General features: G+C 69.2%; 16 protein-coding genes. 11 read left to right on the top strand and 5 right to left on the bottom strand.

What is annotated here, in order from left to right; all coding sequences use genetic code 11:
* Positions 1-1,075 precede the first annotated feature (1,075 nt).
* Positions 1,076-2,671, bottom strand: a complete 1,596-nt coding sequence (locus KUM03_RS04200; RefSeq protein ID WP_217245611.1) for a hypothetical protein — start codon at positions 2,669-2,671, stop codon at positions 1,076-1,078.
* A 104-nt stretch (positions 2,672-2,775) separates the two neighbouring features.
* Positions 2,776-3,525 (bottom strand): hypothetical protein, encoded by a 750-nt coding sequence (locus KUM03_RS04195; RefSeq protein WP_217245610.1) that lies wholly within the window; start codon positions 3,523-3,525, stop codon positions 2,776-2,778.
* 570 nt (positions 3,526-4,095) lie between these two features.
* Between KUM03_RS04195 and KUM03_RS04190 the strand changes: the two genes are divergently transcribed.
* From KUM03_RS04190 to KUM03_RS04140, 11 genes are all read left to right on the top strand, one after another.
* Positions 4,096-4,812 (top strand): hypothetical protein, encoded by a 717-nt coding sequence (locus tag KUM03_RS04190; RefSeq protein ID WP_217245609.1) that lies wholly within the window; start codon positions 4,096-4,098, stop codon positions 4,810-4,812.
* Between the two features lie 18 nt (positions 4,813-4,830).
* The gene (locus KUM03_RS04185) at positions 4,831-5,709 is read left to right on the top strand and encodes a hypothetical protein (protein WP_217245608.1); all 879 of its coding nucleotides are present in this window, start codon (positions 4,831-4,833) and stop codon (positions 5,707-5,709) included.
* On the top strand, positions 5,706-7,013 hold the full coding sequence (locus KUM03_RS04180) for a CpaF family protein (RefSeq protein ID WP_217245607.1): 1,308 nt from the start codon (positions 5,706-5,708) through the stop codon (positions 7,011-7,013). The genes KUM03_RS04185 and KUM03_RS04180 overlap by 4 nt, the downstream gene beginning before the upstream one ends.
* Positions 7,014-7,018: 5 nt before the next feature.
* Positions 7,019-8,083 carry a type II secretion system F family protein gene (locus KUM03_RS04175; protein ID WP_374225255.1) on the top strand — a complete coding sequence of 355 codons (1,065 nt, stop codon included), beginning with the start codon at positions 7,019-7,021 and terminating at the stop codon, positions 8,081-8,083.
* The gene (locus KUM03_RS04170) at positions 8,080-9,003 is read left to right on the top strand and encodes a type II secretion system F family protein (RefSeq protein ID WP_217245606.1); all 924 of its coding nucleotides are present in this window, start codon (positions 8,080-8,082) and stop codon (positions 9,001-9,003) included. Before KUM03_RS04175 ends, KUM03_RS04170 begins: the two co-directional genes overlap by 4 nt.
* An 82-nt stretch (positions 9,004-9,085) precedes the next feature.
* Positions 9,086-9,346 (top strand): hypothetical protein, encoded by a 261-nt coding sequence (locus KUM03_RS04165; protein WP_217245605.1) that lies wholly within the window; start codon positions 9,086-9,088, stop codon positions 9,344-9,346.
* 62 nt (positions 9,347-9,408) lie between these two features.
* Entirely contained in the window at positions 9,409-9,858 is a 450-nt protein-coding gene (locus tag KUM03_RS04160) for a TadE family protein (protein WP_217245604.1), read from the top strand.
* Positions 9,859-10,311: a TadE/TadG family type IV pilus assembly protein gene (locus KUM03_RS04155; RefSeq protein ID WP_254398771.1), complete on the top strand. Its 453-nt coding sequence runs from the start codon at positions 9,859-9,861 to the stop codon at positions 10,309-10,311. It abuts the gene before it with no gap.
* 53 nt (positions 10,312-10,364) lie between these two features.
* The gene (locus KUM03_RS04150; protein ID WP_217245738.1) at positions 10,365-10,781 is read left to right on the top strand and encodes a pilus assembly protein TadG-related protein; all 417 of its coding nucleotides are present in this window, start codon (positions 10,365-10,367) and stop codon (positions 10,779-10,781) included.
* Between the two features lie 63 nt (positions 10,782-10,844).
* Positions 10,845-11,510, top strand: coding sequence for a hypothetical protein (locus KUM03_RS04145; RefSeq protein ID WP_217245603.1), 666 nt, complete (start codon positions 10,845-10,847; stop codon positions 11,508-11,510).
* Positions 11,511-11,563: 53 nt separating this feature from the next.
* Positions 11,564-12,550, top strand: coding sequence for a hypothetical protein (locus KUM03_RS04140; protein ID WP_374225254.1), 987 nt, complete (start codon positions 11,564-11,566; stop codon positions 12,548-12,550).
* A 140-nt stretch (positions 12,551-12,690) separates the two neighbouring features.
* Here KUM03_RS04140 and KUM03_RS04135 read toward each other — a convergent pair whose 3' ends face one another.
* From KUM03_RS04135 to KUM03_RS04125, 3 genes are read right to left on the bottom strand one after another with little or no spacing between them, the layout of a single operon-like run.
* Positions 12,691-13,170, bottom strand: coding sequence for a hypothetical protein (locus KUM03_RS04135; protein WP_217245601.1), 480 nt, complete (start codon positions 13,168-13,170; stop codon positions 12,691-12,693).
* A gap of 8 nt (positions 13,171-13,178) precedes the next feature.
* Positions 13,179-13,535 (bottom strand): DUF4279 domain-containing protein, encoded by a 357-nt coding sequence (locus KUM03_RS04130; protein WP_217245737.1) that lies wholly within the window; start codon positions 13,533-13,535, stop codon positions 13,179-13,181.
* A gap of 50 nt (positions 13,536-13,585) precedes the next feature.
* Entirely contained in the window at positions 13,586-13,924 is a 339-nt protein-coding gene (locus tag KUM03_RS04125; RefSeq protein WP_217245600.1) for a hypothetical protein, read from the bottom strand.
* Positions 13,925-13,927: the final 3 nt, after the last annotated feature.

Genomic DNA, 13,927 nt, shown 5'->3' with positions numbered 1-13,927 from the left:
CATGCGCACGGGTGGGTACGGCGGCGAGCAGGTGGTCGGTTCAGTGGGGTCGCCAGCGTGGGCTTCGATAGTTCTGCGGTGCCGGGTCAGAAGTCGTCGGGCAGGTAGTCGTCCATGTCGACCATTTGTCCGTCCGAGTCCACGGTGATGCTTGCTTCGCTCGCACCGAATGCGGACGTGAGTCGACTGGGGAGGAAGATCTCGACGTGAAGGCGACCCGTCGGATTGCGGGTTACTTTCGGGGAAACTGATGTCGGCATCTGTACCTCGTCCGCGAAAGTGGAGACTGCCTCCTGCTGTGTGATGACAGGGAGGCGAGCGGAACCAGTGGCCGTGGCGGGGCCACGTAGCGCATGAGATTTCGTCGGCGGAGCGAGGCGAGCCTGCACCACGACCCGTCGACAAAGGTGACGATGAATTCGTCACCGTCCTTGAAGTTCTTGGGGACGATGCTGTCTACGTCGGTGAGCAGGCACTGCCATATGGGTTCGTCTTCGATGCGCTCCAGTTCCTTCTTGTAGTAAGGAAGGAGAACGGCGACCAGTCGGCGATCGGTGACGATGAGGTGCGTGCGGGTGTGCTTCTCGTCCAGCCGGCCTGGGTCCAGTTTGCCAGGGCAGGGTCCGGGCGATCGTCATGGGCGAGGCCCACATCACCGGAGAATCATCGACCTCGTCGGCGGCATCGTCGGGGGTGTCCGTACCGTCGTCGGACGGTACGACGCTGCTGCCGCTGATGTTGCCTCCGGACGAACTGAGCAGCGCCGTCACCGCTACGCCTGCGACCTTGGCCACCCCTCTCATCGATTGACGGACCCGAGAGCCACCGACGGATCGTGCCGTGAAGACCGGTCCCTCGGGCCAGCCCGACCTGGATGTCATGGCGTTCGGTGTCCCGGAACCAGCGCATGCCCTTGACGTGTGGCGCAGCCCCGGTGGCGAATGCCACAGGAGCTCGGGCGACCAGTACCTCACCCGGCATCGGCTGCCAGACGTTCACTGCTGTGCCCACCTTCTCACCTGTAGCTCCTGCTGCCGCATCAATCCCGGGCCAACGCCTCAGTCCGCGGTGGCGCCTACCTGCGTCGGCGCAGCACCACACTCACGACCCCCTGCACGCCCGCTACCAGGCCGAGCAGCACCATTGTCGCCACGACGCCGACGAACAGGCCCGGCCGGAAGTCGGTGGCGAAGAGCGGAGGGAGGCTGTTCTCCTCCTTGAGGCTGGGGGCGCGCAAGGGGTCGCCGGTTGTGGTCGGCTCGTCGGTGCGCGGTGACTCGTCGAGGTATGTCATCAGCGCGTCGAGGCGCTCGCCCAGGAGGTGGTCGTCGGCCTCGTCCGCCCGGTCGTTGCCGTAGGCGATGGACTCGGGAAGTTCGAAGAGGAGGTGGAAGGTTTTGAGGTGCAGGCCGTGGTTGAAGACGTCGATGAAGCCGCTCATCGGGTCGGCGACGACGTACACGCCGTCCGCCTCGCCGACGCCGTCGGCCTTGCTGAGCTTCGCCCGCACGGCGGCCGCGAACAGTTCCTCGTCACCGGCGGACTCGTCCTCGGACTGGTGGGGCACGACGGTGACGTACACCGGGCCGCCGCCCTCCGAACGCCCGAACTGCTCGATGCGCTCGTGCAGCCGGGAGAGCTGGGTGGCGTCCAGGAGCCGTGGGCTCTCGGGGTCGACGTACACCGGGTCGTGGGCCAGACCGGCCGCGACGCGTTCGACGCGAGCCGTCATGTCGGCGGGGCTGGGCAGCGGAGCGGCACTTCGCTTCGTCTCGTCGAAGACGAGCGGGGCGGTGAGGGCGATCGCGGCCGCGGCGGCCAGGGCGAGGGCGAGGCTCGGGGTGAGCAGGCGCCGCCACTTCGAGAGGGTTGCCGTGGCTGGGCGGTCAGTTGCGGCCGGGCGGCGTTTCGAGGCGGACCGGCCGGCGGTCCGGCGGGGCGGAGTCGTGTGCGGGAAGCGGCGCCGCGCCCACCGCACGCACGGCGCCAGCAGCAGGATTGTCAGCGGTACGCCGGTGAGTGCGACGCCCGTGACGAAGGACTGGTTCTTGCGGTCGGACGGGCCGATGTACATCTCCTCGGGCTCGTAGCCGTCCCGGAGCTTCTTGCCGGCCGCGGCCGCCCGCGCCTCCGCCTTTTCCGAGCCCTGCGCGACGACGTCCACGAAGCGTTCGAAGTTGCGCAGCGGGCCCGCGTCGTAGGGGAGCTCGTAGGCGGCGACCCTGCGGGCGGCCTCAGCGGGGGCGCTCACGCCGTAGGCCGCCGCCTTCCTCACTCCCGACTCGTCGAGGAGTACGTAGAGCCCGTCGCGCCCGAGCCTGTCGTGCACCGCGCCCAGCAGGTCCTCGCCGGAGCCGCTCTGGTACGGCAGGACGAGCACGTACGTCGGTACGCCGGTGCGCTCGGCGAGCCGGGCGAAGTCGGGCGCCATGGAGGGCGGGACCTCGCGGGGGAGTTGGTCGGTGACGTGGACCGGGTTCTCGCGAAGGCGGTCGGCCAGGTAGGCGGCCTGGATGGGCGGCCGATCCGCCGCGGGCGCGTCGGCGGCGCGGGCCGGGGCGGCCACCTGGGTCGCGGAAGCGAGGAGCAGGGCGGCGAGGCCGCAGAGGGTGAGCAGCAGGCGGGTCACGCCGACTCCGGTGCCGGCGGCCGGCGGCCGTTCATCCGTCATGAGTGTGGTCACCGCTCGCACTGCCCCGTGTCCCCGTCCCCGATCGTGGATCTCTCGCCCGCGGCACTCTACTGACGGCTTCGCTGCTGCGAAACCGCCCTCCCTCAGCCCAGCTTGGCGTTCTGCGCCTTCACGACCGCCGCGGACAGCTTCGCGTCGCTCGGCCTCGCGTTGGCGATGGCCAGGCCGTCGACGGAGAAGTACACGGCGACGACGTCACCGCTGCGTACAGCCTGGGTGTGCACGGTGTGGGTGGCGCCCCGGAACGTCAGCGTCGACCGGAAGGCGAGCGACTCGTCACCGGCCTCGGCCACGGGCTTCTCGGCGGTCACGGAGTCGTACGCGCTCGTGTTGCCGTTGGCCTTGGCCGTGAATCCGTCGGTGCAGGCGTCCACGGCCTTGGACAGCCCGGCCAGGGCGGCTTCGGCCTTGCCGGACTCGTACGCCATGAGCATCACGTACGTGAAGGGCTCGTTGATGTCGGAACTGAGGGAGCGCGTGAGGTCGGCCTGCGGCTTGCCGAGGGGGAGCTGGTTCATGGCGTAGGCGAGTGGGGCGCAGACGGGCTTCTCGACCGTTACCTCCTGCGGGGACTTGGCGAAGGCGAACTCGCTGTTGTCGGAGCTCACCACGTCCGCGTCGGAGACGCTCATGCCGGAGACGTCCGCCTTGGTGATCACAAGCTGCGTTAGCCGCTCTTCCGGCGTCTGCTTCTTCTGCTTCTCCTGCGAGGCGGTCGCTGCTGGCTTTGCCGCTGAGTCCGTTTCCGAGTCGGAGTCCCCGCCGCACGCGGTGAGCGTGGCGAGGGAGAGGGCGGACAGGGCGGCGACGGCGGCCGGGGCGGCGCGCTTCATGTGATGGGCTCCTTGTGCGTGAGGGGAGAGAGGGTTGTGCATCTTGGCCTCGGCTGCCTGCGTTGCCGCTGGCTCCCGGAGATGAGCCGGCGCCGCCCCGTTCACCGGTCCGAGCGAAGATCATGGCACGGGCCGTCCGCACCTTCGTGAGTGATTCGTGCAGGCATCATGGCCGCAGTGTGACGAACGGCTCGCGGACGGTGTCCCGTCGTAGCGCAATCCGATTCGCACGCGCACAGTTGGGTCGGGTGGCTCCCGGGTCGCGCTCAAGGGGGCTGTGGGAGTGAGAAGTTGCAGACCGGTAACGGCGTGAGCTGTGAGGTCCGAGGGGCCGGCGCGCCTTGAGGGGCTTATGTGCGGCTGATACGGTGCGATGGCTTGACACTCGCCTCGCTGCTGGCTATTCACCCAGGTTGGGCGGGTGCGTCAGGGGTTGTCCCGGGGCGTCGTAGGTCGGGCGGACACGCGTGAAGTGTCCGAATTTACAGATGATTGCGCGTACTTGAGCGGTGACTGCTGCTCGAGCGAGTGCGCGGCAGACAATTTCTTGGGTGTACGGGGAGCGGTTGCGTGAAGATCCAGGAGCGTACGGGGGCGGGTGCGGGACGTTCCGCGGCTCCGGCTCAGCCGTCGGTCGGTGACCGGCTTCCCAGTCCTCCTCGCGAGCGCAAACCCGCGCTGGCCGCGCTGGCGGTGCTGCTGATCCTGCTGGGTGCGCTGGGTGCCACGATGCTGGTGCTGCGGGTCGGGGAACGGGTCGAGGTCGTCAAGGTGACGAAGGACATTCCGCCGGGCGGCAAGATCACCGACCAGAACTCCACGATCGTGATGGTCGCGGACGACCCGGGCATCAACTACATCAAGGAATCGCAGCTCAAGACCATCCAGACCTACCAGACGGTCACCATGATTCCCGGTGGCACCCTCCCGGTCGGCGAGATGTTCGCCAAGGAGCCCAAGATGCCCGCCGGCAAGGCGTCCGTCGGCGTGGCTCTCAAGGAGGGCCAGTACTACGCGGACATCAAGGGCGGCGACACGGTCGCCGCGTACCGGGTCGGTACCCGCGGTGCCGGCAGCTCCGACTCCGACCAGGACTCCTCGTCGTCCTCCTCCGGCAACGCCCTGATCGCGACCGCCTCGGTGGAGAACGTCAAGGGAGACGGCGACGCCACCGTGAGTACGGGCAGCAAGTCCATCACCCTTCTCGTCGACGAAGCCGACGCGGCCGCCCTCGCCTCGGCGGCCTCCGCCGGCGAGGTGGCCCTCGTGCGCGTCCCCGGCAAGTAGAAGGCGACCAAACCACCCATGGCCCTCATCGCCCTCGCCGCCGACAAGGGTTCCCCCGGCGTCACCACCGCGGCCGTCGCCCTCGCGGCGGTCTGGCCGCGCCGCGTCCTGCTCGCCGAGACCGACCCGGCGGGCGGCGACCTGGTGTACCGGTCCGCCGCCGCGCACGGCGGGCCGCTCAACCCCAACACCGGCATGCTGTCGATCGCCGCGACCGCGCGCCGCGGCCTCGTGCCCGACCAGCTCTGGGACCACGTACAGCCGCTCAGCGGCGGCCTCGAGGTCCTCGTCGGCCTCGGCATCTCCGAGCAGGCCGCCGGTCTCGCGGGCCTGTGGCCCACCCTGGGCCGGGCCTTCGCCTCCCTCGCCGACTCCCCGAACGCGCCCGCCGACGTCATCGCCGACTGCGGCCGCATCAGCGGCGACTCGCCGGCCACCGAGCTGTTCCCGCACGCCTCGCTCGTCCTCCTGCTCTCCCGTACCGAGCCGGAGGCCATCGCCCGCGTCCGTGACCGCGCCGCCGCCCTCAACAACAAGCTGCACGGCGGCCCGCGCGGCGCCGCGAGCCTCGGCATGCCGCTGATCGGCGTCGTCCTCGTCGCCGACACCAACAACGCCGCCAAGCTGTCGGGTCAGGTCAACGACATGCTGGTGGCCGCCCAGACCGGCGCCCGCGTGGTCGGCACCATCGCCGACGACCCGGCCGGCGCCGACCAGCTGGCCGGACGCAGGCGCGGCCGGCTGGAGAAGTCGCTGCTCATCCGCTCCGCCCGCAAGGTCACCTCCGACCTCTACCAGCAGTTCGGCGCCGCCTGGTCCATGCCGACCGGTCCCACGGGTCCCGCCGGTCCCGCCGGTCCCGCCGGCATGGCCGGTCACGCCGGAGCCGGCCGATGACCGCAGTCGACCACTCCTTGGTCAAGCGGTTCCGGCAGGACGCCGGTGACCGTATCGCCGAGCAGCGTCGCCAGGACCAGGTCAGTGGCGTCACGCCGATGTCCACCGAGGACGAGCGGCAGTACGCGCGCGCCGTCATCGCGCAGATCCTGGAGGAGTACGCCCGCGCCGAGATCAACGCCGGGCGCACGCCGCTGGACGCGGAGACGGAGGAGGCGTACGCCGCCGCCGTGCACGCCGCGCTGTTCGGCGTCGGGCGGCTCCAGCCGCTGCTGGACGACCCCGAGGTCGAGAACATCGACATCAACGGCTGCGACCAGGTCTTCGTCGGCTACTCCGACGGGCGTGAGGAGCGCGGGGAGCCGGTCGCCGAGACCGACGAGGAGCTCATCGAGCTGATCCAGATCCTCGGCGCCTACTCCGGCCTCTCCTCCCGCCCCTTCGACTCCGCCAACCCGCAGCTGGACCTGCGCCTGCCGGACGGTTCGCGTCTGTCGGCGGTCATGGACGTCGCCCGGCGCCCCGCGCTCTCCATCCGCCGTGCCCGCATGGGCAAGGTCTTCATCTCCGACCTGGTCGGCAACGGCACCGTCACCCCCGAGCTGGGCCACTTCCTGGCCTGCGCGGTCCGGGCCCGCAAGAACATCATGATCGCGGGCGCGACCAACGCCGGAAAGACGACGCTGCTGCGCGCCCTCGCCAACGAGATCCCGCCCAACGAGCGTCTGATCACCGTCGAGCGGGCCCTGGAGCTGGGCCTCGACACCTTCCCCGACCTCCACCCCAACGTGGTGGCCTTCGAGGAACGGCTGCCCAACTCCGAGGGCCAGGGCACCATCAGCATGGCGGAACTGGTCCGCCGGTCCCTCCGTATGAACCCCTCCCGCGTCATCGTCGGTGAGGTGCTCGGCGACGAGATCGTGACCATGCTCAACGCCATGTCGCAGGGCAACGACGGCTCGCTCTCCACGATCCACGCCAACAGCTCGCACGAGGTCTTCAACCGCATCTCGACGTACGCCCTCCAGGCCGCCGAACGGCTGCCGATCGAGGCCAGCCAGATGCTGGTGGCCGGTGCCGTCAACTTCGTCGTCTTCATCCAGCGGCGCAACAACTTCCACAGCGGCGGACGCCTCCAGCGCATGGTCACCTCCGTCCGCGAGGTGAACGGCGTCGACGGACGCGTGCTCTCCAGCGAGGTCTTCGCCGAGGCCCCCGACGGCCGGGTCGTCCCGCACGCCCCCATAGCCTGCCTGGAGGAACTCATCGCCTACGGCTACCGGCCCAACGGAACGTGGGGGTGACGCACATGACCACCACGCACACCACGCACACCACTCTGGCCGCGCTCGACTCCCTCGGCTCCATGGGCGGCCTGTTCTCCACCACCGTCCTGTACGCGCTCGGCTGCGGCGTCGCCGTCGGCGGCGGCATCGCGCTGCTCATGGTCGCCGTACGCGGTCTGCCCGCCAAGCCCGAGCACGAGAAGCGCCAGGCCACGGAGCGGGCCAACGAACTGATCCGCTGGGCGGGCCAGCGCGGCTCCCTCGCGGCCATCGTCGGCCTCGCCGTCCTGCTCGTCACCCGCTGGGCGGTACTGGGCATCGCCGCCGGCGTCCTCGTCTTCTTCTGGGACCGCCTCTTCGGCGGCGCCGCCGAGGAACGCGCCGCCATGAAGCGGGTGGAGGCCCTGGCCTCCTGGACGGAATCCCTGCGTGACACCATCGCCGGCGCCGTCGGCCTGGAGCAGGCCATCCCGGCCTCCGCCCGAGCCGCCGCGCCCGTACTCCGCCCCCACCTGGACGCCCTGGTCGACCGGCTGCGCTCGCGCACCCCGCTGCCCGACGCGCTCCAGCACCTCGCCGACGAGATCGACGACGCCTCCGCCGACATCATCGTCGCCGCGCTGATCCTCAACGCGCGGCTGCGCGGTCCCGGTCTGCGCCAGGTCCTCGGCGCGCTCGCCAAGTCGGCGCGCGAGGAGGTCGACATGCGCCAGCGGGTGATGGCCCAGCGCGCCTCGACCCGCCGCTCGGTGCAGATCGTGGTCGCGGTGTCGGTGTTGTTCGTCCTCGGCCTGTCCATCTTCAACCGGGACTTCGTCGAGCCGTACGGCTCACCCGTCGGCCAGCTCGTCCTGGCCTGCGTGTGCGGGCTGTTCGCGCTGGGCTTCTGGTGGCTGCGCAAGCTGTCGACCATCGAGACGCCGGAGCGCTTCCTGGTCCGGGACGGCTCGGACGTCCAGTTCGTGCGCCCCCGCACGCCGGGCCAGCCGACGCAGGGGGCCGCTCAGCCGATGGCCCAGACCGCGCAGCGCCTGCCGCAACCGTCCCAGCCGTCGCAGGCGTCTGGGGACGAGGGGGTACGACGATGAACCTGACGATGCCGGTCCTGGTCGGCGCGGTCATCGGCCTGGGCATCTACGCCCTGGTCCGCGCCCTGATGCCGAGCAGGCGGAGTCCGGTCCAGCAGGTCGCCCGGATCGACGCGATGCGGGCGCGCGGGACGGCGTACGAGTCGTCGTCGCGCACGGCGAAGGACACCGGCCGCCTCGGCACGCTGCGCGCCCAGGTCGGCGCCCGCGTCGCCGAGCTGTACATGCAGCAGGGCTGGGAGCTGCGCTCGCTGCGCGCCGACCTGGCGGTGCTGGACCGCAGCTGGGAGAAGTTCCTGGCGACGAAGACGCTGCTGGCCGTGGGCGGCCTGTTCTTCGGCCCGTTCCTGTTCGCGATCGTGTGGCAGCTCGGGTTCGGCGACAGCCCGATCATCCCGGTCTGGCTGGCCCTGCTCTGCGCCGCGCTCTTCTTCTTCCTCCCCGACCTGGAGGTACGCCGGGACGCCGCCGAGAAGCGGCGTGACCTGCGGCGCGTGATCGGCGCGTACCTGGACCTGGTCTCCATGAGCCTGGCCGGCGGCCGCGGTCTGCCCGAGGCCCTGATGGCGGCGGCGGAGGTCTCGGACGGTTGGGCCACCCACCGCATCCGCAACGCCCTGGCCGATGCCCGCATCACCGGCATCAGCCAGTGGCAGGCGCTCGGTCAGCTCGGTGAGGACCTGGGCGTCGAGGAGCTCAAGGACCTCGCCGCCTCCCTCGCCCTGGTCTCCGACGACGGCGCCAAGGTCCGGGAGTCCCTCGCCTCCCGCGCCGAGACCATGCGGCACCGCGAACTCGCCGAGATCGAGGGCAGCGCGGGCGAGAAGTCCCAGTCGATGCTCGTGGCCCAGCTTCTGCTGTGCGCCGGGTTCCTGGTGTTCCTGATCTATCCGGCGGCGATGCGGGTGTTTCAGGTGTGACGCGGCTTATCAGCTCCAGAGGCTCCAAACGCCTCAGAGCGGCTTCGCTTCCAGAAACTGATACGAGAGGACAGAACTCACCATGAACGGACGGAACTTCCGCACCGGCACCACGGGCATCGTGCCCGTGGACTTCCTGATCACCTTCTTCCAGGCCCGCGTGGAGCGCGCCCGCTCCGGCGAACTGGACCGCGGCGCCTCCGCGGTCGAGTGGGTCATCATCTCCGCGGTCGTCGTGGCGATTGTCGGGGTCGTGGCGGCGATCATCACGCAGGCGCTGGACGACGGGGCCAACAAGGTCGGCGACTGCATCCGGGGTGCCAACGCGAACGGCACCTGCTGACCGCTCGAACGGGGACGACGGGGATGCCGGAAAAGCCGGGGGTGCCGGGGATGCGGGGCAGCATGCTGAGACGGGCGCGCCGCAGAGTGGAGACCGCACGTGAAGCGGCGGCCACCCGCGGCGATTCCGGCATGACCGCGATCGAGTTCGTACTGCTCACCCCGGTCCTGTTCTTCATGATTTTCGCGACGGTGCAGTTCGGGCTGTACTTCTTCGCCGACCACGTGGCGCAGGCGGCGGCCCAGGCGGGCGCGCGCAAGGCCCGCGCGACGGCCGACGCCCAGCCCGGCGCCTGGCGCGGCGAGGCGCAGGACGTGGTGGACAGCTACATCAGCCAGCTGGGCCCCCAGCTGGTCATCGCACCGGACGTGAAGATGCTCCAGCCGGAACAGGACACGGTCGGCGTGGAGATCACGGCCCGTATCCCGACGGTGTTCCCGGGCCTGGACCTGACGGTGCACGCGGAGTCGATGGGCCCGGTGGAACGCTTCGTCGAGGACGGGGGGAACTAGATGCGTGCCTCCCTGCGGGCTCTCGTACCGACGGCGCTCGAAGACCGCCGTCGGGTGTCGGCGGACGACGACGGCCTGTCCACCATCGAGGTGGTCATCCTCGCCCCGGTGATGATCCTCTTCATCCTGGTCCTGGTCGCCTTCGGCCAGCTGGTCGACGGCCGCGGTGCCCTCGACGGCGCGGCCCGGGACGCGGCACGCGCGGGCTCGATCCAGAAGGACCACGGCACGGCGATCGCCGAGGCGAAGAAGGCCGCCGAGGCCAACCTGGACGGCGTCTGCTCCGGCCCGGTCTCGGTCGTCCAGAAGAGTGCGGGCTTCGAGCCCGACACCCTCTTCACGGTGGAGGTCAGCTGCGAGGTACGCGGCCTGGCGATGATCGGCCTGGACATTCCCACCACGCTCTCGGCGACCTTCAGCTCCCCGCTGGACCCGTACCGGAGGACGGCGTGAGATCCCTCGTACGCGGCAGGATCGCGCACCGGGTCGCCGACCGGCTCGCCCGCATGGACGACCGCGGCTCCGGCGCCGGCGCGGTCATCATCTTCGCCCTGGTCTTCCTCGCCCTCTCGGCCTTCGTCATCGACGGCGGCATGTCCATCTCCAAGCGGGAACGCGCCGCGGACATCGCCGAACAGGCCGCCCGCTACGCCGCCCAGGACATCGACCGCGAGGCTCTCTACGACGACGTGGGCGGCCCCGCCCCCATCAACTACGAGAACTGCGACGCGAGGGTCAAGGCCTTCGCCGCCGAGATGAACATGACCGGCGCGGACATCGCCGGGACGCACTGCGTGGTGGCCGACGCGGAACAGGTGCAGGTCGAGGTACAGCTCACCTACTCCCCGGTCTTCACGGGGATGTTCTACAGCGGCGACGTGGTCGTCCACGGGCAGGCGGTGGCGGAGAACGAGGTGGGCTGACCACACGCCGCCCCCGCTTCCGCCCCTCGCTTCCATCCCCCCACCAACGGAGGTACGACTCCCATGCGCACACGCCCGACCACCGCCACCGCTGCCGCCGCCGCCCTGACGGCGACGGCGGCCCTGCTGCTGACCGGCTGCGGCGGCTCGGACTCCGAGGACTCCGGCAAGGACAAGATCGCGGGAGCGGACACGGGGGCTTCGGCGTCCGCGTCGCCGTCGCTGTCCTCTTCGGACGACGGTATCGAGAGGCCCGAGGTGAGCCTGCCGGAGGGCGACAACCTGATTTTCGCACCGGAGACGACAGGTGACGCCAAGGCGGACGCCGTACTGAAGGACAACGCGGAGTACCTCCGTTCCATCGACGAGGCGATCGGTAAGCAGAACCCCAAGTCCGAGGCGGTGGCCTTCTACAGCAAGGACTCGGCCTACCTCGGCTCCGTGGAGTGGATCAGTGGCTTCGTCAAGGACGGTGTCACGGTCACGGGCACGGTCCGCTATTTCGATCGCAAGGTGAGCTTCAGCAAGGACGGCTCGGCCGGGCTGGTCTACTGCGCGGACGAGTCCAAGGGCTACACCAAGGACGTCAAGACTGGCAAGGTCAACGTGACCGAGGCGAGCAAGGACTCGTACGTCCTCTACAACGACCGCCTGAGGAAGAACGACAAGGGGGTCTGGCAGACGACCAAGAGCACCTCCGACCGCGGAAGCGAGGTCTGCCAGCCGTGAACCGCATCGCGAGGTCGACAACTCTGAGCACGGCCGTTGCACTGCTGCTCACCTTGCAGGCTGCGCCCCTCGCCTGGGCCGACCGCACCACCACGAGCGGTGAGAGCAAGGACGCCGACGGCGGCCGCAGCGGCCGCACCATGTACGTCCAGACCAAGGTGCAGACAACGGTCAACGGCAGCAGCAACACCACCGAGACCGGCACACTCTCGTCCGCCGACACGAACTGGACGCCCCCCGCTTGCTGGTACGAGCCCGCCTTTTCCCCGAAGGAGATCCAGGAGACCGTCAAGTTGTGGCGTGGCCTGGACGGACTGCCGCTCATCGGCGGCGTCGGGGAACTCGTCGGCGACCTGCTGGACCAGCGGTACAAGAACGGCCACCCGTACAAGGACTACAACCTCGACAAGCAGGGTGAGGGAATGTTCTGGGCAGCCGCGGTCAATCCCAATCGCAAGGACGATCCCGAGGCGAGCGCCTGCGACAAGCCCCCGTTCTGGGTGGACAACGGCGCAACACCCGACGAGCCCCTCGCTGTGACTCCCCAAGTCCTCGCCGAGTACGCCTACGACGAACTCCCCGTCCCCGGCACCGAAATCGAAATAAAGCCGGCCGGAGCCACGAAGGTGAACCTCCCGACCTGGATCTGGCTCGACAAGGCCAAGTTCAAGAAGATCTCCGTCACCGCCAGCCTCCCCGGCACGGGCCTCTCCGCCACCACCACCGCCGAACCCGTCTCCCTCCACATCGACCCGGGCACGAGCGACGCCCAGACGTATCCAGCCTCGGGGGACTGTCAGATCAACGCTGACGGCAGCATCGGCGAGCCGTACGCGGACGGCAAGGCGAACGACACCCCGCCCTGCGGCGTCACCTACCTCCGCGCATCGGGCTCCGACGGCGCGTACGCCTTGCAGGCCACCGTCACCTGGAAGATCTCGTGGACCAGCACCACGGGCGAGGGCGGCGACCTCCCGGACGGCACGTTCGGCGCCACGCAGGACGTGACGGTGCAGGAGATCCAGTCGGTGAACCGCTGAGGACCGTCAGGCACGAGCCCGAGGAGATACCGAGGTTCCGCTTACTCCTATGGTCGTCCAGGCAGCACCGCAGAGAGCACTCGGCGTCGACGCCCGTACCGTCCTGATCACCGACGGTGGCGGGACGTATGTCGGACCGGTCACACCTGTCCTTGTACAGGCGCCCGATGAGCACCGTAGGCCGCGGGCAGCCAGTCCCACGCGTCCTCGGAGCGTTCGGACAGGGGCGCGCCGACGGTGAAGGACAGCGGAATGGCCAGAGCGGCCACGCGCGACAGGCTGCGCGGTGAGACGAAGCCATGGGCACGAGTGGCCACCCGGCCACTCAGGTCGATCTGCACAGTGAGCCCGGCCTGACTGAGCTTCTGAATGTCCCGCAGCTTGTCGGCCATGAGGTCGATCAGCTCGTCCAGCGCACTGTCGAATCCCTGGTCGGGCGTGGTAGTGATCCGGACCGCCCAGACCCGTTCGTCGGGCTGGAAACGGGAACGGTTCGTCACTAGGAGGGCGGACGACGGAACGATACCGAGTGTCTGTGTGACGATTCGAGGGGTCAGGCCCTTGCCGGAGATGAGAAGGGCGGCCGTCGGGTTGTCCCACGATGAGTTCGAGATCGTCATTCTTCCCGTTACCGGTTGCTTGTGCTGGGGTGGGCTGTGAGCGGAACGTTCAGAGCAGCAACTCGGGCGATCACGTCGGGAGTCAGGGAAAAACTACTCCCGTTCCCGACGAAGCCCGTCACTCGGATCGATACTTCATATCCTTGGGCCACGAGAGTGCTGATCTCCGCCGAGTAGGGCTCGATCTGTTCCAGGAGCTTGAGGAGCTGACCATTCACTCCTCCCGGACACCTCTCATACACAGCCAGGGAGGCGGGAAGCCCTTGTGTGACCTCCGAGGGAGGAGAGGAAGTGACGTCGGGCTTGCGGACAGCCAGCTGCACGGCCGTCTCCACCCAGTCCCCTTCTTCGTAGCTCAACCACATGTTCTCCATCCCTCTCGAGTGAGCCCCTCCCCGGAGTTCCGTGCGTCGCACTATTCGCCGCCGCCCTTCCCTCCCCGCTTGTCCTCTGTCTTCACGGCATCGTTGACCTTCTTGGTGAGGTCGTCGTCGAGTTTCTTGAACTCCCGCACCACCGCGTCCGACATGTCGGCGAGGGCGTCGAGCTGCTGGGTGATGTCCTCGCGGCCGTCCTCCCAGTTGGACTCGAAGTCGCCGAGGGCGTCGTTGACGCTGCCGTCGCCGATGTCGTCCTTGTACGACTCGAAGAGCTTCTTGGTGTGGTTCAGCCGGGTCTTCAGCGACCGCAGCCGGCGCCCGTAGTCCTCCATCTCGGAGAGCGGTAGCGCGAGATCGCTCTTGCCCTTGCCCATGGT

Source organism: Streptomyces sp. AC602_WCS936 (genome assembly GCF_019049125.1).
GTDB lineage: Bacteria > Actinomycetota > Actinomycetes > Streptomycetales > Streptomycetaceae > Streptomyces.
Note: the sequence above shows the minus strand (reverse complement) of the source record. Positions and strands in the feature narration are given on the sequence as shown.